The sequence below is a fragment of the Leptolyngbya sp. FACHB-541 genome (assembly GCF_014695875.1).
GTDB lineage: Bacteria > Cyanobacteriota > Cyanobacteriia > Elainellales > Elainellaceae > JAAUTN01.
Genome location: NZ_JACJPC010000110.1, coordinates 160953 through 181063, shown reverse-complemented (window position 1 = coordinate 181063; position 20111 = coordinate 160953). Strand labels below are relative to the sequence as shown.

18 protein-coding genes are annotated in these 20111 nt (G+C 50.3%); 11 read left to right on the top strand and 7 right to left on the bottom strand.

All coding sequences use genetic code 11. From position 1 onward, the window contains the following. Positions 1-33: 33 nt before the first annotated feature. Positions 34-318 (bottom strand): hypothetical protein, encoded by a 285-nt coding sequence (locus H6G00_RS23360; RefSeq protein WP_190798584.1) that lies wholly within the window; start codon positions 316-318, stop codon positions 34-36. A gap of 183 nt (positions 319-501) precedes the next feature. Here H6G00_RS23360 and speY point away from each other — a divergent pair, with 183 nt between their 5' ends. After that, on the top strand, positions 502-1704 hold the full coding sequence (gene speY / locus H6G00_RS23355; protein ID WP_190798583.1) for a deoxyhypusine synthase: 1203 nt from the start codon (positions 502-504) through the stop codon (positions 1702-1704). Between the two features lie 336 nt (positions 1705-2040). Beyond that, entirely contained in the window at positions 2041-5976 is a 3936-nt protein-coding gene (locus H6G00_RS23350; RefSeq protein WP_190798582.1) for an ATP-binding protein, read from the top strand. 8 nt (positions 5977-5984) lie between these two features. On the opposite strand, the gene recQ is transcribed toward H6G00_RS23350, so the two are convergent. The 3 genes from recQ to H6G00_RS23335 all read right to left on the bottom strand — a co-directional run bounded on the left by recQ (position 5985) and on the right by H6G00_RS23335 (position 9660). Then, entirely contained in the window at positions 5985-8204 is a 2220-nt protein-coding gene (gene recQ / locus H6G00_RS23345; protein ID WP_190798581.1) for a DNA helicase RecQ, read from the bottom strand. Positions 8205-8275: 71 nt separating this feature from the next. Continuing rightward, a complete protein-coding gene (locus H6G00_RS23340; RefSeq protein WP_190798717.1) occupies positions 8276-8602 on the bottom strand; it encodes a hypothetical protein in 327 nt (108 codons plus the stop codon). 365 nt (positions 8603-8967) lie between these two features. Further along, the gene (locus tag H6G00_RS23335; RefSeq protein ID WP_190798580.1) at positions 8968-9660 is read right to left on the bottom strand and encodes a sigma-70 family RNA polymerase sigma factor; all 693 of its coding nucleotides are present in this window, start codon (positions 9658-9660) and stop codon (positions 8968-8970) included. 571 nt (positions 9661-10231) lie between these two features. Here H6G00_RS23335 and nuoH point away from each other — a divergent pair. The 5 genes from nuoH (at position 10232) to H6G00_RS23310 (ending at position 14101) form a co-directional block, all read left to right on the top strand. Continuing rightward, a complete protein-coding gene (gene nuoH, locus H6G00_RS23330) occupies positions 10232-11350 on the top strand; it encodes an NADH-quinone oxidoreductase subunit NuoH (RefSeq protein WP_190681548.1) in 1119 nt (372 codons plus the stop codon). 135 nt (positions 11351-11485) lie between these two features. Continuing rightward, complete coding sequence (ndhI, locus tag H6G00_RS23325; protein ID WP_190646336.1) at positions 11486-12079, top strand: NAD(P)H-quinone oxidoreductase subunit I; 594 nt, start codon at positions 11486-11488, stop codon at positions 12077-12079. A gap of 81 nt (positions 12080-12160) precedes the next feature. Beyond that, positions 12161-12808 (top strand): NADH-quinone oxidoreductase subunit J, encoded by a 648-nt coding sequence (locus tag H6G00_RS23320; RefSeq protein ID WP_190646190.1) that lies wholly within the window; start codon positions 12161-12163, stop codon positions 12806-12808. A 45-nt stretch (positions 12809-12853) separates the two neighbouring features. Next, positions 12854-13159, top strand: a complete 306-nt coding sequence (gene nuoK / locus H6G00_RS23315; RefSeq protein WP_190646191.1) for an NADH-quinone oxidoreductase subunit NuoK — start codon at positions 12854-12856, stop codon at positions 13157-13159. 21 nt (positions 13160-13180) lie between these two features. Next, positions 13181-14101, top strand: coding sequence for an NAD(+) kinase (locus H6G00_RS23310; RefSeq protein WP_190798579.1), 921 nt, complete (start codon positions 13181-13183; stop codon positions 14099-14101). A 73-nt stretch (positions 14102-14174) separates the two neighbouring features. Here H6G00_RS23310 and gatC read toward each other — a convergent pair whose 3' ends face one another. Continuing rightward, on the bottom strand, positions 14175-14465 hold the full coding sequence (gene gatC / locus H6G00_RS23305; protein ID WP_190798578.1) for an Asp-tRNA(Asn)/Glu-tRNA(Gln) amidotransferase subunit GatC: 291 nt from the start codon (positions 14463-14465) through the stop codon (positions 14175-14177). Positions 14466-14477: 12 nt separating this feature from the next. Next, positions 14478-14999: a photosystem I assembly protein Ycf3 gene (locus H6G00_RS23300; RefSeq protein ID WP_190646194.1), complete on the bottom strand. Its 522-nt coding sequence runs from the start codon at positions 14997-14999 to the stop codon at positions 14478-14480. Between the two features lie 45 nt (positions 15000-15044). Between H6G00_RS23300 and H6G00_RS36235 the strand changes: the two genes are divergently transcribed. The 3 genes from H6G00_RS36235 (at position 15045) to H6G00_RS23290 (ending at position 17397) form a co-directional block, all read left to right on the top strand. Continuing rightward, positions 15045-15170 (top strand): hypothetical protein, encoded by a 126-nt coding sequence (locus H6G00_RS36235; RefSeq protein WP_277881943.1) that lies wholly within the window; start codon positions 15045-15047, stop codon positions 15168-15170. Positions 15171-15608: 438 nt separating this feature from the next. Beyond that, positions 15609-15968, top strand: a complete 360-nt coding sequence (locus H6G00_RS23295) for a hypothetical protein (protein ID WP_190798577.1) — start codon at positions 15609-15611, stop codon at positions 15966-15968. Positions 15969-16065: 97 nt separating this feature from the next. Beyond that, a complete protein-coding gene (locus H6G00_RS23290) occupies positions 16066-17397 on the top strand; it encodes a hypothetical protein (RefSeq protein WP_190798576.1) in 1332 nt (443 codons plus the stop codon). Positions 17398-17488: 91 nt separating this feature from the next. On the opposite strand, the gene H6G00_RS23285 is transcribed toward H6G00_RS23290, so the two are convergent. After that, complete coding sequence (locus H6G00_RS23285; RefSeq protein WP_190646197.1) at positions 17489-18691, bottom strand: SpoIID/LytB domain-containing protein; 1203 nt, start codon at positions 18689-18691, stop codon at positions 17489-17491. 443 nt (positions 18692-19134) lie between these two features. Here H6G00_RS23285 and H6G00_RS23280 point away from each other — a divergent pair, with 443 nt between their 5' ends. Then, positions 19135-20088, top strand: coding sequence for a ribonuclease Z (locus H6G00_RS23280; RefSeq protein WP_190798575.1), 954 nt, complete (start codon positions 19135-19137; stop codon positions 20086-20088). The last annotated feature ends 23 nt before the right edge of the window (positions 20089-20111 follow it).

Genomic DNA, 20111 nt, shown 5'->3' with positions numbered 1-20111 from the left:
TGAGGGTCCCAGTATAAGCTGATCGACCTGTAACTAGAGGTTTGCGGAGTGCATGTCTGCACAAGCCATGACGATATAGCGCCGTCTCTGGCATATTCGCAAACTGGGTCGATCAGGATATCTGTAGATTTGAAGAATTTGGGTTAATTCAGTTTTGAGCTTGAGGCAGGAAATGTCTATTCCTGCTTTGAGTTGGTGATCGCTAAAGCTTTGAGCTAGGGCGATTGTTGGGAATGCTATGGTTGCTGCCGGAGTTTCAGCCCTATTACGGGTTGAATCAGTAGGGGCGATCGCATTCGTGTACTCATCAAAACTCATTCAGACTTCTTGCAGGTTAGATTTCTAGCTTGGTGTGAGCAACATGTCCAAGCCATAAACTCCTGCAAGATCAGGCTGAATTTTGACTTAACCCAAGTCCACAGTTTGCAGAGACGCGGTTCATCCTCCAAAGGCGCACCCTCACCGTTTCACACTTGATGCTTAACAATTGGGAGTGTACCAATGTCTAAATCGCTCAGCCACAAGATCGCACCTGCTCCGATGCCCAAAGAAATTAGCGTGGTCGATTTGATCGACAGCTACTTCACCGCCTACAACTCTGCGCGTTTGAGAGAAATTTGTCACTTGCTTAGCCGCGAAGTGATGCGTGAGGGCGTTACGGTTGGACTGACCCTATCAGGCGCGATGACTCCTGCTGGATTTGGCGTATCGGTTTTGGCACCGCTGATTCGCAACGGCATGATCGATTACATCATCAGCACCGGGGCAAATCTGTATCACGATATGCACTACGGTCTGGGGCTAGACCTATTTGCCAGCAATCCTTTCGTAGATGACGTGAAACTCCGCCAGGAAGGCCGGATTCGAATTTATGACATCGTATTTGACTATGATGTGCTGCTAGAAACCGATGCCTTCATCCGTGAGTTGTTGCGTTCTGAACCCTTCCAGAAACGTATGGGAACTGCTGAGTTTCATTATCTTTTAGGTAAATACGTGAGTGAAGTTGAGAAAAGACGCGGTGTGCAGCATCCCTGCCTGCTTTCTACTGCTTACGAATGTGGCGTGCCGATTTACACCTCTTCGCCTGGAGACAGTTCGATTGGAATGAATGTAGCTGCACTGGCATTGGAAGGATCGAAACTGGTGCTTGACCCCTCTCTCGATGTGAATGAGACAGCGGCGATCGCCTATGGTGCTCGTAATTCAGACCTTCCCGGTGTAGAGGGTAAGAGCGCTGCGGTGATCATTGGTGGTGGTAGCCCCAAGAACTTCCTGCTGCAAACCCAGCCCCAAATTCATGAGGTGTTGGGTTTAGAAGAGCGGGGGCACGACTACTTTATTCAGATTACCGATGCTCGTCCTGATACGGGTGGGCTTTCTGGTGCAACGCCTACCGAAGCGGTAAGTTGGGGCAAAATTGACCCGAATGAGCTACCCAGCACCGTGGTCTGCTACACCGACAGCACGATCGCACTGCCGATTCTGACTGCTTATGTGACCAACCAGTGTCCTCCCCGTCCGCTGAAGCGGCTCTACGATCGCCGTGAAGAGCTGTTGGAGCAACTGCGGCAAGATTACATAACCGCGCAACAGGCAGACCGAGAGCTTGTGTCGTCCGTTGCAAGTACACCAACCTCCGAAAAGCGTGAGCCTATTGCCACCTACCCTTGTGGTACTCCAATTCACAAGTCTCAGCGATAGGAGCACAAGTAGTGCAGTCTAACTAATATCAAGTGCCTGTAGGGGCATGGCATTTGGGCAAAAATTCTCGGTTTATTTCAGCGTCTACTTGCCAAATTTACGCCTCTACGGAGATGCCTGCTACTTTTCAAACAACTTTATTAGCGTGAGGGCATTGCCTTTACGCTAAATTTTTTGTTCAGGCATAAATTGTTACAGTCCTGATGACAAGTTGCCTCAGTAGCAAGAGGTTTATAGGGTTTCTCGAAAATATAATGAAGGGAATAGGGTTCGGGGGAGAAACCCTCCTAGTGTGTATTAGTACGGGCGACTTCTAACCTTCCTGGTTGATTCGGTATGTCTGAATTTTTGAATAGTTTGTTTGCTTCCAATGGCTTTATTCCACACGGACATTGCTATTTATGGAAGCCAGAACTGGTTGGGCTGCATGTAGGTTCTGACCTATCAATTGGGCTCGCCTATTTTGCAATTTCGGTAACGCTGGTTCACCTAGTTCGTAAAATTCAGCTTCCCTTTCACGGAATTTTTTTAGCGTTTGGGCTGTTTATTGCCGCCTGCGGGGCGACCCATTTTATTGAGGTATGGACGCTCTGGCACCCCACTTACTGGTTGGCAGGGGGAGTGAAGCTGGTAACGGCGATCGCCTCCGTGATCACAGCCCTTGCCCTGCCTCCTTTAATTCCTCAGGTTCAGAGGTTGGTTCGCAGTGCAAAACTAGCGGAGGAGCGTAGACTGCAACTGGAGATGGCCAACCAGGAATTAGCCACGCTCTATGACCAGCTTAAGCAGATGGATCAGGCTAAAACCCAGTTTTTTACCAACGTCAGCCATGAACTGCGAACGCCGCTGACGCTGGTATTGGGACCGACGGAGCGTTTACTGCGGGAAGAGGCTGCTCAACCCTTTCGCCACAGCCTGGAGAACATCAACCGCAACGCTCGTACCTTACTGAAATATGTCAACGATTTGTTGGATATATCAAAGCTGGAAGCAAATCGGATGGAGTTACGCTGTGTGCAGCTTGACCTGGCACAACTCTTGCGGTTGAGTGCTTCGCAATTCAGCACGTTGGCAGAAGAACGTCAGGTTAACTTTATTGTTGAAACACCATCTGCGCTGCTGGTTCAAGGAGATGCCGAGAAACTCCAGCGGGTTTTCTTAAATTTGCTGGCTAATGCGTTTAAGTTTGTGCCAGTGGGGGGTGAGGTACGCTGCACTTTGCAGCTTCAGAGCCATGGAAGCTTTGCTGAAACATGGGTGGATGAGGTTGCTAGACAGGTTAGCGTAACGGTTCAAGATAGTGGACCGGGAGTGTCACCAGAACTGCGGCAAATCATTTTTGAGCGCTATCAGCAGGGCGATCGCCAGCCCAATCAGCACGGCGGAACGGGGTTAGGGTTAGCGATCGCCAAGGAGTTTGTCGAGTTACACAAAGGCACAATTGCAGTAGAAGATGCGCCAGGAGGTGGAGCCTCTTTTATCGTTACCCTGCCGCTAGCTGATAGTGATGTTGGCAGTAATGGTGAAAATGCTGCTAACTCCGCAAATGCTATCCAAGTTGAGATAGACGAGGCGATCGCCCGACAGACGCTAGCAACCTTAGAAGTTGGCAATGGTCATAAGACTCCTGACTCATTCACCCACTCTCCAGAAGAATCAGTCCGTCCGCTCGTGTTGGTTGTAGAAGACAATCCTGATATGAGCCAGTTCATCTGCGAAACCCTACAGCAGGAATATCGCATTGCCACGGCTCCCAACGGTCAAGCTGGGTTAGAACAGGCGATCGCCCTTCAGCCCGACCTGATTTTGACCGACCTGATGATGCCCCAAATCAGTGGCGACCAGCTGGTGCAAACCCTACGAACCTATCCGGAGTTAAACAGCACGCCAATCATTTTGTTGAGTGCCAAAGCAGATGACAATCTGAGAATCGATCTGTTGCGACATGGGGCACAAGACTATTTAATGAAGCCCTTTTCAGTAGACGAACTGCGGGCAAGAGTTTCTAACCAAGTTGCTGTCAAGCAGTTTCGGGATGTATTGGAACATGAGCTTGCCGTTCAGAGTAAGGATACACTCACGCTGTCAGAAAGTGTTGCTAGCCGACAGCAAGAATTGCAGGCTGCGCTGATCGCTTTGCGGCAAAGCGAAGCTCGGTTTAGACGAGTCGCCGAATCGAACATGATCGGCATCATGTTTTGGGATTTAGAGGGCAACATCACCGAAGCCAATCACACTTTTCTCCAGACTGTCGGCTACACCAAAGAAGATTTGCAGGCAGGCAGAATTAGCTGGAAAAATATGACACCTGCCGAGTTCTGCGATCTAGACCAAAAAACCGTCGCTGAGTTAGTCCGTTCCGGTAGGTTTGCGCCCTTCGAGAAAGAGTATTTCCGCAAAGACGGTAGCCGCGTGCCGGTTTTAATCGGTGGAGCGTTTCTAGAAGAATCAAACCAGTGCGGAGTTTCCTTTGTGCTGGACATCACGGAGCGAAAACGGGCGGAGGCCGCGCTAAAGCAGGCTCATAATGAGTTGGAGCTACGAGTAGAGCAACGCACGGCAGAACTTTCTAACGCTAAAGCTGCCCTGGTGCGTGAGCAAGAATTTCTCAAAGCCGTGCTGGACAATGTGAATGCTGGGATTGTCGCTTGCGATTCTAATGGCATGTTGACTTTGTTTAATCGGGCAACCCGAGAATTTCATGGACTACCAGAACAAGCCCTAGCGCCAGAGCAGTGGGCAGAATATTACAGTCTGTATTCACCTGATGGACAAACCCCTTTGACCAAAGAGCAGATTCCGTTGTTTCGGGCCCTGCAAGGCGAGCATGTCCACAATCGGGAAATGATGATTGTGCCGAAACAGGGAAGTGCCCGAACGGTATTAGCCAGCGGGCAGGCGATCGCTGACCCCCAAGGGACAAGGCTGGGAGCCGTGGTCGTGATGCACGACATCACCCAGCGCAAACAGGCTGAGGCTCAAATTCGTGCGCTCAATGCTGAACTGGAACAGCGGGTGGTTGAACGCACCGCTCAGCTAGAAGCCGCCAATCGAGCTAAGGACGAATTGCTGGTGCGTGAACAGGCTGCCCGTGCCGATGCAGAGGCCGCCAACCGGATGAAGGATGAGTTTCTGGCAACGCTTTCTCACGAACTGCGAACGCCGCTCAATGCCATTTTGGGGTGGGCACAACTGTTGCGTACTCGCAAGTTTGACCTGGATACGGTTAATCGGGCACTCGAAACGATTGAGCGAAACGCGCGATCGCAAACCCAACTGGTTGGAGATATCTTAGATGTTTCGCGGATCATTCGCGGCAAGGTGCGGCTTAACATTCGATCCGTCACCCTCATTTCTCTGATTGAAGCAGCGCTAGACTCAGTTCGTCCGGCGGCTGAAGCCAAAATGATTGACTTAGAGGCGTTTTACGACCCCAGAACTCAGGCGATTTCTGGCGATCCAGAACGAATCCAGCAGGTTATCTGGAATTTGCTGTCTAATGCCATTAAGTTTACGCCGCAAAATGGCAGGGTCGAAGTGCAGCTATTGCAGAGCAATCGTACCGTTAGCATTCGAGTCAGCGATACAGGTAGAGGCATTAACCCCAAATTCCTGCCGCATGTGTTTGATCGATTTCGGCAGGCAGACAGCTCTATTACCCGTTCTCACGGTGGGTTGGGGTTAGGGTTGGCGATTGTGCGGCACCTGGTAGAGTTGCACGGTGGCACGGTGCTGGCGGAGAGCGAGGGAGAGGGACAGGGCGCAACCTTTACCGTTACCCTGCCGCTGGTTGCCCCACCCGAAGCTGCAGAAGCAGCGGAACTCACCTCACCAACCGTTTTGGGACAAAAAACAATTCACCAGCCAAATCAGCTAGCCGGATTACGTATTTTAGTTGTGGATGATGAGGCAGATACCCGCGACTTTCTCACGACGCTTTTGGAACAGTGTGGTGCAACGGTAATTGCTTTGGAATCTACTCGAATGGCTGTTGATTTTCTAACTGCAGCGACCGACCAAACCCCCGACTTATTGGTCAGCGATATCCACATGCCGGAAGAAGATGGATATGCTTTGATTCGACAAGTTCGGGCGATCGCCCGCGATCGCAATCTGATTTTGCCCGCAGTTGCACTAACTGCCTGTGCTGGAGTAGAAGATCGCACCCAGCTTTTGTTAGCAGGATTCCAGATTCACATCCCCAAACCCGTCGATGCGGCGGAATTTATGGCAGTGATTGCAAACCTAACTGGAAGGGCGAATAGCGTGTAGCCACTCAGTCATTCTTCATCGGAGTGCGATCGCTTCCAGGCTGCTCTGACCAGGCGAATCTCGGGGTAGCTGTAGGTTTCTCCTAAGTGATCCCGAATCATCCGTAGGGAATCTGCACCGGTGATGGCGATCGCCTGTTCAATCGTTGCCTGCCGCTCTGGGGGAACGAGCGAATCTAAATCGACCCGTTGTCCAGCTTCCATCAGCACTCCTAGGTGATCAATGATCGTACTGAGGCGAAAGTTGCGCTGTTCGGCAATTTCGGCTGGAGACATGCCCTGCTGGTGCAAATCTAGCGTGTGCAGGTGAGTGGTGGACAGCATTCCCTCTGATGAGGGAGATGGAGTAGGTTCGGTCTGTTCTGAACCGAAATCATCGTTTTCTGAGCGAGTGGGAATTCCCTGCTCCTCACAAAAAGCCCGAATTTCAGCAGTAAATCGAGCACCGTAGCGATCGCGCTTGTGGCTACCCACTCCCGAAATTTTGGCGAATTCTTTTAGAGTTTGGGGCTGTTTTTGGGACATTAGCCGCAAGCTGGAGTCAGCAAAGACGACGTAGGGCGGCACAGATTGCTCATCGGCGATCGCCTTGCGCAACACTCGCAGCCGCTCAAACAGCATTTCTGAATCTGCTCTGGGTTGAGATTCCTCAGCCTGGCTTTCTAGACGTGGCGGCAACACAATCTCGACCGTGCGTTGGCTCCGCATCACGTCCCAACTGGCGGCATTCAGCTTTAAGACTGAGTAGCCGTCAGAGCTTTCTTCCAACAAGCCTTGGTGCAGGAGCGATCGCCCCAACGCTTTCCAGGCATCGGCACTGCGATCGCGTCCAATGCCATAAGTCGAAAGCTTGTCGTGTCCGTTCTTCAGAATTCGCTTGTCTTTGGAACCGCGAAGTACGTCGATGATGTACTTCATCCCAAAGCTTTCTCGACAGCGAGCCACGCAGGACAAAAATTTTTGCGCCTCGACTGTCCAATCTTCTGTCGGGCGGGGATGCAGGCAATTGTCACAGTTGCCGCAGTTGCCAATAAAGCTCTCACCAAAGTAAGCCAGTTGAATTCGGCGGCGGCAATCTGTTCCCTCGGCATAGTCGATTACCTGGCGCAACTGCTGGCGGGCGATTTGCTGCTCGTCAGGGTCAGACTTCTGTTCAATTAGGAAGTCAACCGTTTTAATGTCGCCATAGCTGAAGTAGAGGGTGCATTGCGCCGCTTCGCCATCTCGTCCGGCGCGTCCCGACTCCTGATAGTAGCCTTCCAGGTTGCGGGGCAAGTCGTAGTGAATCACAAACCGCACGTCTGGCTTGTTGATTCCCATGCCAAAGGCGATCGTTGCAACCATAACGCGCACGTCATCCCGAATGAAGCGGGTCTGATTTTGCGATCGCTCCTTATCGTTAAGTCCAGCGTGGTAAGGCAGCGCTTCAACGCCACCGCGCTGAAGTCGATAGGTGAGTTCATCCACCTTGCGCCGACTGAGGCAGTAAATAATCCCAGAGCCGGAAGTTTGTCGCACCTGTTCCAGCAGTTCTCCGTAGGCGTGTCTTTGCTTTGGACGAACTTCGTAGTAAAGGTTTTGGCGGTTGAAACTGGCGATGTGAACGTTGGGCGATCGCAACTCCAACTGCCGCACAATGTCTTGCCGCACCCGTTCTGTTGCTGTTGCCGTCAGTGCCAGCACGGGCACATCTGGGTAGCGATCGCGCAAACTGCGAAGCTGCCGATATTCCGGGCGAAAATCATGCCCCCACTCTGAAACGCAGTGCGCTTCGTCGATCGCAAATGCCGCAATCCCGACTTTTGCTTGAATCTGGTCAAGCAGCGATAGAAAACGTTCTCCCAACAAACGCTCTGGAGCCACATAAAGTAGCTTAATCCGCCCATTCAGAATGTCCGCCTCGCGCTGACGCACCTCCGTTAAACCTACGCTGCTGTTGAGGAAGGTTGCTCCAATGCCGTTATCTTGCAGTGCCTCGACCTGATCTTGCATTAGCGCAATCAGCGGCGAAACCACGACCGTCAGCCCTGGTTTGAGCAGCGCCGGAAGCTGGAAACACAGAGATTTGCCGCCTCCAGTGGGCATGATCACTAGCAAATCTTGATCTTGTAGTGCCGCCTCAATGATTTGCTGTTGCCCCAGTCGGAAGCGATCGTAGCCAAAAAAGTGCTTGAGCGCCTGCTCTAGTGAACTAAACTGAGAAGCGATCGGAGTTAAATTCGGGGTCATCGAATTAAGTACTGCATCCACTTTTCCATGTTGCCTTAAAACTCTCAGGAATAAGGGTTCAGATAACTGGGCTATACTCCTTCGAAGGACGCAGGCTCAAAAAAGGCTTCTGCTGCACAGAGTAATTCGATCGCCTGATCAGCACTGATCAACCGTTTCAGCACCACCTGACCGATCGCACTAGCAGCCTCAGTATTAAATTCTGCTTCGGGTTTGACTTCTACCATTATCACTTCATCTTCAACCCGGTAGAGCCACAGCTTCTCGCCCTTTTCAGCAATACACAGATTCATACGGCGAATGTCGGGTTTGCGCCGCCAGGCGACCTCATTCCACAGCCCACCCATTTCCCATACCCGTCCAACTGTCCAACCGTCTGAGAGAAAAAAGTATTTCACGAGTCGGTAGCCTCTATTTGCCATGATTTCTGAGAATGCAACCTTGGACCGCTCTGCCAAAATTCATGACATTAACATCACTACCCGTAAGGTTTCTGGGAGTGTTGTTTGGAATTATGCCTTCCGAATGGACTTCTCCAAAGATTACTCAAGTTTTCTCAAGACTATCCGAAATAGCTTGGCTGAAGCAGCATTAAGAACATCGACTGGCTGAGGTGCTACCTACCGTACTTACAGCCATTTCCAATTGGATAAACCACAAATCCCTGTAGCGATCGCTTCTTATATAAATTGGGGTCACAAATGAAAAGACACCCCGCGAAGTGGGTGCCTTTTCGTCTTAAACATCTCTAATTGCAGCAACCTTATTCCAGCCCTGATTCCATTGGCACAGGGTCAGCATCTGGTTTTGCCTGTGGCTGAGCCAGCCCTTTGCCTTCTAAATAAATAGCGCGGATATCAGCGGGTAGGGTAGCCTCTAGCTTTTGATAGCCATCTTGAAGCTGTGTCTTGACCTCAGCCGCCGAAATCGTCTCGCCTTCTGCCTGCAAGTAGGCTGCAATTCGGGTTTCGCTCCAGCGAAAGGTTTGCGCCATTACAATCATCAACCGTTGAACAGGCGGAAGCTGATCCAGCGCTTGCTCGATGTAGCACCACAGCGGTGGTGAAGCGGCTTTAAGAGAATAGTGAATCGACTCAACCGCTGGCAAATCAGCTCCATTAATACAGACAGCGGTGACATTAATCAGCCAACTCTGCAAAGACAGCCCTGAGCGGGATGCTGCACTCGGAGCGGCAGCGGCGTGCAGATCCAATCCACCCAACTCGTGATAGATGTGCTTCCAGGTGATTGCAAACAGGTAGTCTGCCTGAACGGGCGATCGCGCCGAATGCCGAATTAGCGTGTAAACAATCGGACTATATCGGCAAAAGATCGCTGTAAAATACTGCCCTGCATCGGGATGCCGTTGAAACAGCGTCAGCAATTCCTGGTCGCTGTAGTGAAACAGCGATTTCACAAGAGGGTGACTACATTCAGGAAAATTTGGAACTAGCACGGCTAATGATTTACAGAGGGCTAAAAATACACCTGGTAAAGAATAACATCTGAAAAATCTATCGATTGGTAAACGCGTTCCCAGGAATAGCTCCCACTATACCCAACTGTTACGCCCAACTGAGGCATTTTTCTAAAATTGTTCTTGAGGTGAATCAAACCATGTGGGTCCGGCATTCGGATAACTCCGATCGCTATATTATTTACCCTGACAGAGCTGCTATAGCCCAGCCTCTATGGTTCAAATAGTAAGCAGTCGAGGCTTTCAAGAAATTCTGAACTGACTTAAGCACAATTTATCCAGTTCAGTAGAACTTCTCATGATTTACCCCAGATTTGAATGCTATACGCCCCGTTCTGCAAACCGGGCAGCGATATACTATGCAATAGAGTGCGTGAAGAATCTTCACAAATTTAACGAGGCTTTTTAGCCTGCAAGCTGACGGACGTTGTACTACGTTGTGCGGTAGTCTGACGGTTGATCTAGCAGCTGAATTGGCTTAATGGTTCAGTGAATTAAGGTAATTTGACGGCTAGATAAGTTGTCCTAATCGTTGCCCGTAATAGGAAACATGAACTCAGGAATTGATTTACAAGGAAGTTTTATTCAGCTCCTCGTTGATCTGGGGCTGCCTGCTGAGGTAGCTAGGGTCGCCTGGTTGCCCCTCCCCATGCTGTTAGTACTCGTTGGCGCGACTCTAGGGGTGTTGGTCACAACTTGGTTAGAGCGAAAAATTTCAGCCGCAGCCCAACAGCGAATTGGTCCTGAATTCGCTGGACCCCTAGGGATGCTCATTCCGATCGCCGACGGTCTGAAACTGCTAGTCAAGGAAGACATTATTCCTGCCAAAGCTGATTCTTTGCTGTTTACGCTCGGACCAGCGATCGTCGTCATTCCCGTATTCCTGTCATTCCTGATCGTGCCCTTCGGACAAAATCTGTTGATTACCGATTTGGGTATTGGTGTTTTTCTCTGGATTTCGCTCTCCAGCATTGCACCCATCGGTTTGCTAATGGCTGGCTACGCTTCAAACAACAAGTATTCTCTGTTAGGTGGGCTGCGAGCTGCTGCACAATCGATTAGCTACGAGATTCCGCTGGCGCTGTCGGTGGTGGCGATCGTCATGATGTCAAACTCCCTCAGCACCATCGACATCGTTCAGCAGCAGTCTGGTTATGGAATCCTTGGCTGGAACGTTTGGCGACAACCTATTGGCTTCTTGATTTTTTGGATTGCGGCCCTTGCAGAGTGCGAACGTCTCCCCTTTGACCTCCCCGAGGCAGAAGAAGAATTGGTCGCAGGCTACCAAACTGAGTACGCGGGCATCAAATTTGGCTTGTTCTACCTTGGCTCCTACGTCAACTTGGTGCTTTCGTCTCTATTTGTCTCCGTTCTCTATCTGGGCGGTTGGAATTTCATCATTCCTATCGAATCCTTAGCAAGTTGGTTAAGCATAAGTGAGTCTACCCCTTGGCTCCAGGTACTTACCGGGTCGCTGGGCATCATCATGACTCTGCTCAAAGCCTATCTGCTTGTTTTCCTGGCAATCTTGCTGCGCTGGACGCTTCCCCGCGTTCGCATTGACCAACTGCTAGACCTGGGTTGGAAATTCCTATTGCCTGTTTCCCTAGTAAATCTTCTGCTCACCGCCGCTCTCAAGCTCACCTTCCCCTTTGCCTTCGGCGGGTGACTTTTGGAAGATGAGAATCAAGGATGAGAATCAAGAATGAATGCACTTGTAGCAATCTCTTCATCCGCAAAAAGTTCCCACCCCTCATCCTCCCTTTTCAACCCTCATTCCTGATCCTTGTTAGGTGACACTATGTTGAAGTTCCTTAAGCAAGTTACTGACTATACCAAAGAGGCAGTCCAAGCTGCCCGATATATCGGACAAGGGCTGTCTGTCACCTTTGACCACATGCAGCGTCGCCCGATTACTGTTCAATATCCCTACGAGAAGCTGATTCCCTCAGAGCGGTTCCGTGGTCGGATTCACTTTGAGTTTGACAAGTGCATTGCCTGTGAGGTCTGCGTTCGGGTGTGCCCGATTAACCTTCCTGTGGTGGATTGGGAATTTAACAAAGAAACCAAGAAGAAAAAGCTAAACCACTACAGCATTGACTTTGGCGTTTGCATTTTCTGCGGCAACTGCGTCGAATACTGCCCGACCAACTGCCTCTCCATGACTGAGGAATATGATCTGTGTACCTATGATCGCCACGAACTAAACTTTGATAATGTGGCGTTGGGCCGTCTCCCTTACAAAGTTACGCAAGACCCGATGGTGCAACCTATGCGCGAGTTAGCGTACTTGCCCAAAGGCGTGCTTTATCCTCATGGGCTACCTGCTGGTTCCCGTCGGGCTGGTAAGCTACCAGAAGAAATTTTGGAAGAAGCCGAAGAAAATGGCGCAAAGTGAGGCTCAGAGGTTGGAGTAGGCAGATCTCAGCTTTTTCTGCCTGATCCACTGGTGGTAAAAACTTGATGGAGATTAGCGAACGTGAACTTAGCGGATGGAGTTCAAATTGTTTCATTTGGCGTGCTGGCGCTGATGATGCTGGGTGCGGCACTGGGCGTGGTGCTGTTAGAAAATATCGTTTACTCGGCGTTCCTGCTGGGCGGCGTGTTTATTAGCATTGCAGGACTTTACATTCTGCTGAATGCGGGCTTTGTTGCTGCGGCTCAGGTACTTATCTATGTTGGAGCCGTTAACGTACTGATTCTGTTTGGAATCATGCTGGTTAACAAGCGTCAGAATTTTGTGCCGCTGCGGAATGCCTGGGTTGGCAAAATTACAACAGCAGCCGTTTGCCTGGGTTTGTTTGCCCTACTAGGAACGATGGTGCTAGCAACTCCCTGGGCAATTTCTACGGCTCCGGTGGCAGGAGATACCTCTACTGTTGTGATTGGTATGCATTTCTTTAGCGACTTTTTGCTGCCGTTTGAGCTAGCCTCGGTGTTGCTGCTGATGGCGCTGATTGGGGCGATCGTTCTAGCACGACGTGAGTTTCTGCCCGATGCGCTTGAGCGAGAGGAGACTCAACAACCTGTGTTGACATTGCCCGAACGTCCTCGTGAACTGGCTTCAGCGGCACCCGGTAGCCCCGACAGAACCCTTGGAACTTCTCCAACACAACGCAATGTTTAGGTAGCTCCCTGGAAATTGCTGCAAATTTGAAATTGACAAAACTCTATGGAACTTCAATACTTTCTTCTCCTGGCAGCTGCCCTGTTTTGTATCGGAATCTATGGTTTGGTGACAAGCCGCAATGCGATTCGGGTGCTGATGTCAATTGAGCTACTGCTAAATGCCGTTAACATCAACTTAATGGCGTTTTCTAACTACCTCGACCCCAGCGGAATCAAGGGACAGGTGTTCACGGTATTTGTGATTACGATCGCCGCTGCTGAGGCGGCGGTTGGTCTGGCGATTGTGCTTTCTATCTATCGCAACCGCGATACGGTAGATATGGAGCAGTTTAATTTGCTCAAGTGGTAGTGCTTCTAGTGTGGTGAAGGTTTGGAGCTAAATCAGGTCATTATTGCCTACAAAGCAGGAGACTCCTTCAGCCAACGCCGGGCAGAGCAGTGTGCTGAGCAGTTGGAAAACCGGAAGTGTCGCGTCCTGGTCGGCCCAAGCGGTGCCAAGGACAACCCCTATCCGGTTTTTCTGGCATCGGTACAGCAGAAGATAGATCTGGGTCTGGTGTTTGGTGGGGATGGAACGACTCTGGCAGCCGCCAGACACCTCGCGCCCGAAGGCATTCCAATTCTCGCCATCAATATTGGCGGACATTTAGGCTTTTTAACCGAGTCTTCAGATCACCTGAAAGACTCTGACCAGCTTTGGGATCGGCTGCTAGAAGATCGGTTTGCAGTGCAGCGACGAATGATGCTGCAAGCCTGCACCTTTGAAGGCGGGCGTGAAAATCAGGAGCCAATGAGCGATCGCTACTACGCTCTGAACGAGATGTGCGTTAAACCTGGCTCCGCCGATCGCATGATTACCTCCATCCTGGAAATGGAAATCGACGGAGAAGTCGTTGACCAGTACCAGGGGGATGGACTGATCGTGGCAACTCCTACTGGCTCAACCTGCTATACCGTTGCTGCAAATGGGCCGATTTTGCATCCTGGTATGGAGGCGATCGCCGTTACTCCCATCTGCCCTCTGAGTCTTTCCAGTCGCCCAATCGTGCTGCCTCCTCGCTCAGTCGTCAGTATCTGGCCTTTGGCAGACCGAGATCTGACGACGAAGCTTTGGATGGATGGCGTTTTGGCAACTTCAATTTGGCCAGGGCAGCGAGTTGATATTCGCATGGCAGATTGCTCTGCCAACTTCATTGTTTTGCGAGAGAACTATTCCTATTACCAAACGCTGCGCGAAAAGCTGCAATGGGCTGGAGCCCTGGTACGTTACAGCAACAATCACCGCAACTAATGCCGCTAGCCATAAAGGGGCTGAAGCCCCCTTTCACTGATGAATAGGCTAGGTGGCTTGCACCAGCTGGGTGTTACTCAGCATTGACAATTTTCGGCACTTTGAAGAACTCACCATCTCGATCAGGCGCGCTTTCGAGAATAATCTCTCGGTCTTCACAAGGCTGTAGCTGATCAGGGCGAGAGACATTGCTCATATCGATCGCCCGTGTGGTTGGTGCCACTTCACTCGTATCTAGCTCACTCAGGTGCTCAAAATATTCCAAAATATCGCTGAGCTGTCCAGTAAACTGAGTTTCCTCTTCAGAAGTTAGATTCAGTCGGGCTAAGTGGGCGACTTTTTGAACTTGTTCGCGGTCAATCATGCTTTATCCTTACTAAAAATACACGTCCATCTTTGACCGCCCAGTGGTTTTCAGCCAGTTTTGGGCTTCGATGTAGTTGTTGGGAGCCATTCGGATGGCGCGCTGCCAATATTCAGCAGCCTGATCATAATATTCTTCGGCCGCTTCAGAGTTGCCTGCTTCTTCCTGGCGTTCGCCCAGATAGTGATAAATTACCGCAACGTTGTTGAGAGCCTGGGGCATTCGGGGGTTTAGCTCCAGTGCTTCCCTGTAGTGTCCTAGCGCTCGCTCGTGCTCGCCGTTGCTGGCATGAATCAGCCCTACGTTATAGAGGATGTAGCTGCGGTCGTAGGGGTCTTCTTCAAGCCCCAATGCTTCTTCGTAGTTTGCCAGTGCTTCGGCATATTCACCATCTGCTTGGGCGGACATGCCGTCTCGGTAATAGGCAAAAGCTTCTTTCGCGCTTTTGCTGGCTGGCAGAACTTTAAGAATCAGGTCTGCCATGACCGTAAAGCTTTTATCAATGAAATTGTCGTTTCGTTGAGATCTGGGCATAGCTGCTTGTGATAGGAGAACTAACTGCTTAGAGTAGCTGATTTATTGTTTAGAGTAGCTGATTTATATGAGGCGATCGCCCACTTACCAACTAACTTAATGCTGAGCCTGACTGGTCAAATTCCAATACTAGACAGTTGTAGTACTAGACGGTTGGGGGCGATCGCGTGACTGTCATCACTCAACTTGTCTAACCAGGTCACGTCTACCCTCTATAGGAGTCACTCTAATTCTAAGAAATTGTCACACCTTTTCCCCAAGACGATCACCAACGGTTTCATGCAAGTCCCACATACTATTCTCAAGTCCAACAACGTTCTAGCCATTGAGATAGAGTCTCTGCTAAGCGAACTACCTCTCCAAATTGATGCCGGGCTGAACGACGATGCTTAAGATCCAGTTCTGGGGTGCAGCAGTTGAGTTTGAGCAGGTGCTGTGAATTAGTTTGAAATCAAAAGTTCCTGCGACGTACAGTAGCTGCGCTGCTAAAGAGTAGTCAGCTGTTGATGGGTTGGATGTTCCTGAAAATAACCTTCACGGGTGTTCCGTCACATATTGAGGTGGTAAAACTGCCCCTCACCATTTTGTAGAACTACGGAGCTAATCGTGATGATGTCCGACTCAAAACAGCAGTTTTCAAACAGTTTTTTAAACAACGAATTAGACAATAACTTTGCAAAAAGCAACTCTGCCAAAGAGAATCCTGTCAAGCTAAAACCGCAGAAGCCTTCAAGCTCACTTTTAGACGGTGTAGCTGTTTTCCCAGACGGCTCGGTAACGTGGGTGCCAGACAGTGACGCGATAGGAAATGATGGCATAGCGTCATGTGAGATGACATTACCCTATCTGAACCATCGGACTGGTCAAAGCTATTTTCAAAACCGCAATTACCACCCATCTGCTGCTGTTGCCTTGATTAAACGAATTATCAAACAGCAAATCCTATCGTTTCAACGAGTACCGCGTTAGCCGATGAATTAAATTGAATCAACCTGCTACGGGGTAGATTGGAAAATCTGAATCCTATACTGGAGGTATACCCCGTAGTTTTCACCGAGAAATTGGCATGGCTCTAAACCCTATCGTCATGCAGGCGATTGAGAAGCTAGATTATCGCGTCACCACTGGCGACGTAGCCTCTCAGTCAGGCTTGGATATTAAGCTGGCCGAGCAAGATCTGCTGGCGCTAGCATCTGAAGCCGGAGGACATCTTCAAGTCTCAGACTCAGGAGAAATTGCCTATCTCTTTCCCCGTAACTTTAGGGGGGTCTTACGAAACAAATACTTAAGGCTGCGCCTACAGGAATGGTGGAACAAGATCTGGAAGATTTTGTTTTACCTGATCCGCATTTCCTTTGGAATTCTGCTAATCGCATCGCTGGTCTTGATTGCAGTCTCGATCTTTGTTCTGATCACTGCGACGAACGCTAGCCGAGAGGGCGGTGACGAGCGTCGAGATAGCGGCGGTGGTGGATTCATCTTCCTTCCCCGGTTTTGGTTTGGGCCTGACCTATTCTGGATTTTTTACCCCGACTATTACGATCGCCGGTCATATTATCGCCAGCGTCAGACCACTTCTCGTCGGGGGATTGAGCCAAACAATGAGATGAATTTTTTGGAAGCGGTTTTCTCCTTCCTGTTTGGTGATGGCAATCCCAACGCTGACCTGGATGAACGCCGCTGGCAGTCGATCGCCACAGTCATTCGCAATAATAGCGGTGCTGTCGCTGCCGAACAGGTTGCGCCTTACCTGGATGACCTGGGCACTGGCTATAACCGAGAATACGAAGATTACATGTTGCCTGTGCTGAGCCGCTTCAACGGTCGCCCAGAGGTTAGCCCGGATGGGCAAATCGTCTACCACTTCCCTGAGCTACAGGTGACTGCAAAACAAAATCGCAGTAAATCGGTAGCAGCTTACCTAAAGGAATCTCTGTGGAAATTTAGTCATGCTAGTTCAGGGCAGGTGGCGATCGCCATCGGTTTGGGTGTTGCCAACCTGGCTGGAGCGATATTTTTGGGAACCCTGCTTACCGATCCGGTGCTCATAGCCGAGATTGGCGGACTGATTGCCTTTGTCGATGTCATTTACCCGCTACTGCTAGCCTATGGCATCGCCTTTATCGGAATTCCGCTAATCCGCTACTTTTGGGTTAAATGGCGAAACCAAAAAGTTGAAGCTCGCAACCGCCAGCGCCAAGAGCACGCCATGCTGCTAAGTCAGGCAACCCCTGAACTCCAAAGCAAAATCGCTTATGCCAAACAGTTTGCTGCTGAAACCGTGATCAGTGCTGATAACCTGGCATACACCACTGAGCAAGACCTACTTGAGCAGGAAGCCTCTAACCCTGACAAAGTTGACGCCGAGTGGCGGCGCAGGTTAGAGCAAGGCTTTTAAGAGTCCCAGAGCCATCGTACAGATCAAAAGAAAGCAGTGAGGACAGGGCTTAAGCCCTGTCCTCACTGCTTTCTCTTAACTGAATAACCAGTTAGCGAACCTCGATCTGAGACAAAATTGCGCCCGTGTAGTAATGGCGAACAATTTGCTGATAGTTTTGTCCCTGCATCGCCATACCGTAAGCTCCCCACTGGCTCATGCCGACTCCATGACCAAAGCCACCGCCGACGACCTGGAAGCTAACTGGACGAGAAGGCACAGTTTCGCCCGCGCTGGCGACCGGCTCAAACTGCGGTGTAATTGCGAATAAAGTACTTTTCAGTCCTAAAGCGCGGCGAATTTCATCGCCTGTCATAATGCGGCTTCCTGACTCCCCAACAACTCGCATTCTTCTGACGCGACCACCAGGACGAGTATATTCCTCTGGAGTAAAGGAAACGATATTGCCTACGCCGGAAATCCGTTGCTGTAAGTCGGACGCGGAGAAGTTTTCAACCCATTGTCTGTCAGGAGAATATTGATCAAAGTCAGGAACGCCGCGCAGATAAGCCAGTGGACTGACCCAAACCTGCTCCACATCTTCAGTGTGTCCACCTGATGAAGAGTGAAAAACGGCATTGATGATTTGCCCGTTGTAGGTCAGCACCTGACCCTGAGTTTGGTCTACAGCAGTTTGGGTGCTAGCTGTTTCTTCGCCTAAGCCGCCATAGACCTGCCAAGCTTGAGTGTCACCGACATCAAACACCTCGTTGGCACCCGTCTGACGCTGGAAAAGCGCATAGGATCTGGCAGCAACCGCCTGTGCCTTGAGCGACTCGATGGGCCAACTAGTGGGCATTTCAGCACCAACGACGCTGTAAAGGTAATGTTCTAAATCGACGTAGTTGACGGCTGTCAGCCCATTTCCTGTAGGGACAACCAGGGTGCGTCCGCGATACCATTTGTCGCCAATCCAGACGGCTCCGCCTTCACTGGGTTCGATCCAGATTTGGCTTGACTGCCAATCGTCGATCGCCACTCTCCCTGCCTCGGACTCAGCTACCTTCGCATTCATTGCTGGAATGTTTGCTAAGACTTGACCTGAGCCGTCACGCACGACAGCATCTGTTGAGCTGCCGACTTGCACCTGGGACACCCCTTGCTCAACAGCAACGCGCATTTCTAAGCGCTGGGCATACGCGGGAGCGATCGCCACCAACCACAGCAGCAGCGAAAACCACCAGGAGTGTTTAGTAAAACGAGTGAATTGCTGAAGCCGAAACCAGCGAGATTTGGCATAGCATCCAGATGTCATAACTTGCGGACTCCTAACACTGAGATAAAGATAAGTTTGCAGTGGACTCAGGGATTCACAAATGACAGGGGAAGATTGGCACGAAGCAATAACCCTGCCCAATATAGACCAATTTGAACTGGATTTAGACCGTAATTTAGATCAAATTCTAGTCACTTTTAGAACTCATACCAATTCAACGAAGCGTCGAAACACCTGTAGTGCGAGCGTTTGTCTGTAGTCTTTGTCCAGCATGGGCTGTAACTGTTTGCATCATTCATCACTTAGTTACAACTCACCGGAATCCTCTTAAATTCTTGAATTTGAGGTTCTAACTGCGGCTGAACGTTTCGGTATTTTTGAATCTAGGAAGTTCACAGCGATGAATTTGCATCCTATGTCACTATAGATTTGTGCAGAAGATTCGTGCAAAGCATTTGTGCCAAAAATCAGGTTGACCCATCTTGCAGATAACTTTTCTTGGAACTAGTTCGGGTGTGCCGACGCGATCGCGCAACGTTTCCAGCATTGCTCTGCGACTGCCGCAACGAGCAGAAACCTGGCTATTTGACTGTGGCGAAGGCACTCAGCACCAAATTCTCCGTAGTGATGTCAAGATTAGCCAGATCACGCGCATCTTTGTCACTCACATGCACGGGGACCACATCTACGGCTTGATGGGGCTGCTGGCAAGCTGTGGGTTGGCGGGTAATCCCACTCGGATCGATGTTTACGGACCACCTCACCTGAATGAGTACCTGCGAGCCTGTGGGCGCTATTCTCAGACCCATTTTTCCTATCCGGTAAAAGTCCACACCGTACAGCCCGGAGTTGTATTTGAGGATGAGGAATTTACCGTAAGCTGTAGCCCTTTGACACATCGGGTGCCTGCTTTTGGCTACCGCGTTTCGGAAAAAGATAAAGCAGGACGGTTTGACGTAGAGCAAGCTACTGCGTTAGGCATTCCTTCAGGTCCACTGTATGGCAAGCTCAAGCGAGGAGAGGTGATTACCTTAGCAGATGGGCGCAAAATTAATGGGGCTGATCTATGTGGCGAAACTCAGATTGGACGTAAGTTTGTCTATTGCACCGATACGATTTTCTGTGAAAATTCGGTAGAGCTAGCGCAAGATGCAGACGTGCTAGTGCATGAAGCGACGTTTGCCCATCAGGATGCTGAGTTAGCTTACCAGCGGCTTCATTCTACTTCTACGATGGCGGCTCAGGTGGCTCTTGCAGCGGGAGCCAAGAAGCTGATTATGACTCACTTTAGCCCGCGCTATGCACCGGGAAATGCGATCGCCCTCACCGATCTGCTGTCTGAAGCTCAGGCAATCTTTCCCCATACGACCATGGCTCATGACTTTTTCACTTATGACATTCCTCGTCGCCAAGCCGAAACATTGGCAGCGGTTTAGTTATTGCACCTGATTTAATCAAC